The 2,596-nt window shown below is 48.9% G+C and carries 1 protein-coding gene; it reads right to left on the reverse strand.

Going from position 1 to position 2,596, the window contains the following annotated elements:
- Positions 1–17: 17 nt before the first annotated feature.
- A complete protein-coding gene (locus JX312_RS12075; RefSeq protein WP_370541506.1) occupies positions 18–2,540 on the reverse strand; it encodes a SusC/RagA family TonB-linked outer membrane protein in 2,523 nt (840 codons plus the stop codon).
- Positions 2,541–2,596 lie beyond the last annotated feature (56 nt).

Below are 2,596 nucleotides of genomic sequence, written 5' to 3' on the forward strand. Positions count from 1 at the left end.
ATCAATTATAAAGGTTATTAGAGAGTGACACTTACACCGAAGGAATATGTACGCGACAGCGGATAAGCGCAGCCGCCCCAGCCGTTCGGGTCGTCGATAGTCTCCGGATCGAAGAGTTTGTTGAGTTTTGTTCCAGTCCAAAGGTTCTCGGCAGAGAAGAATACACGCACCTTCTCAAGAGCGATCTTGCGGGTAAGGTTCTGTGGCAATGTATAACCCACCTGAAGGTTCTTCAGACGGATGTATGACGCATCCTGCAGATAACGTGTCTGTGTCTGGTGGTTCTTGTCTCCGTCTTTGCCGAAGATAGGACGCGGGAAATAAGAATCGGTATTCTCGGCTGAATAGCCGCCCTTAACAGACCATGTGTCTGCATCGCGGAAATAATCCGAATGTCCGGTAAGACCCTGGCTCCACCAGAAGTCGCCTGCGATACCCCAGAAATAACCACTGCCCTGCCAGTAGTCGCGTTTCATGACACCCTGGAAGAAGAGACGTAGGTCAAAACCTTTCCATGCGCCGGTAAGGTCGAATGAGAACATATATCGCGGTGTGCTGTTACCTATTAGCTTGAGGTCACCGTGATTCTCAAGTGTGTTGGCGCCATTGTCAATCTTTCCGTCTCCGTTGAGGTCAGCGTACATCACGTCACCGGCGGCGAAATTTGATCCGAGAGCAGCCTGACCGCCGTTAGGCAGAGATGATAAATGAGCATTCATCTCATCGTTGGTGCGTGCAACGCCTATTGTCTCGTATCCCCAGATCTCATTGATATAACGACCCTGGATATATGTGTTAAGCGAATTCGACGGATTGTTGTTGTAACGTGTGATTTTGGTACGTGCGTCGGAAAGCACGAATCGCGCTCCGTAAGACAGACCGAAAGGAAGCTGGTCGTTCCATGCGATTTCAAGATCCCAGCCATGGCTGCGGAGGTCACAGTTGTTGGTTTTGGGCACTGTGGTTCCGAGTGTCGAGGGAAGCTTCGCACCGGGACCGACCATGTTTTTGGTGTCTCGGATAAAATATTCGAAGCTACCTGTCAGACGGTTGTTGAAGAGTCCCCAGTCAAGACCGATGTTCCAGGTGTGCACCTTCTCCCATGTAAGCATCTCGCTCACGAGTCCGGGATAACCCACAGTGTTCGGCATTACCCCGTTCTGGAGCCATGCGCCGTTGTTCATCGAGATTCCGAGCAGACGGTATGTCTGGTATCTTTCACGCCAGTTGTTGGCATTCTGGTTTCCAAGCACACCGTAGGATGCGCGGAGTTTGAGATGATTCACATAAGGTGTGAGCGATTCCCAGAATTTTTCCTGAGCGATGTTCCAGCCCACGGATGCGGAGGGAAGCCATATCCAGCGGCGGTTCCGGCGGAAGCGTGATGAACCGTCGTAACGAAGGTTGACTTCAGCCAGATAACGTCCGTCGTAATTATAATTCAGACGACCGAAGAAACCGGCTGTGCTCCATTCGTAACTTGCTCCGTTGACACTGGGGGTTATCTCTTTGCCGTCATATCCGTAGCCGGTGGTGAGATCCACTTCCGGAAGGTCATCTACGATTATGCCGTTGCGCTGGAGACCGAAATCCTTCTCCTTGAGGTTTTCGCTCTGGAAACCGAGCATGACGTGGAAATTATTCTTTTCGGCAACAGTGAAGTCATAATTCGAATAAATGTTCCAGTTCAGGAAGTTTTGCTTGTGATAGTCTTCATGAACATTCGACCCGTTGTTGTAGACATAAGGCTCGCCGTTGACCTTGTGGTTATAGATCATATGGGAATCCCAGTGACGCATCTTGGAGATGGTGCTGTAGTTGAACTCCGCATGTATGTCCCACCCTTTGAGCGGTTTGAAGATCATGTTGAGCTGATAATAATTCTGGTCGGTCTGAGTCTTGTCAGAGCCTCCTTCCTGAAGTCCGTATACCGGCGATGGTGAATCATACATGAAACCGTTGTCATCATAAATCGGAAGGATAGGCCATCCCTGACGTCCGAGCACCTGATACAGGTTGTTGGTAAGAGTAGAAGGACGGATATAATCCTTGCGGATCCACCGTGTGGAGAATCCGAGCGACATCCAGGAATAAAGGTCTGCGTTGAATTTACCGGTAAGTGTATAACGCTTGAGTCCCTCTTTTCCCCAGTCTACCATACCGGGCTGATTGAGGAAGTTACCAGACACATAATAGTTTATCTTCGAAGTTCCTCCACTAACGCTGAGATTATGCTCGTTAGAGAAATTATGGTCCTTGTATACTGTATCATACCAGTCAACGTTGGCGTTGGCGGAATCATACGGATTCTTCCAGTAATCTCCGTCGGGCACCATGACCGTGTTGATTTTACCTTCGTAATAATCCTTGATACGACCGAACCACTCATCGTTGAAGTGAGGACCCCAGCCCGGTGTGTTCACACATCCATCGTTGTAGAACTGCGCGAAATGGTATGAATCCATTGTGTGCGACATATTTATCAACGAGCTGAAGCGCAATGAGTTGTTATAGTTGATTACACTGGCGTCTCTTAAAATCTGTTAATGCGAAATTGTTAAACTCTGTATTCATGTTGGTTACGCGATTTTCTGGC

Source organism: Barnesiella sp. CU968 (genome assembly GCF_905219685.1).
GTDB lineage: Bacteria > Bacteroidota > Bacteroidia > Bacteroidales > Muribaculaceae > Lepagella > Lepagella muris_A.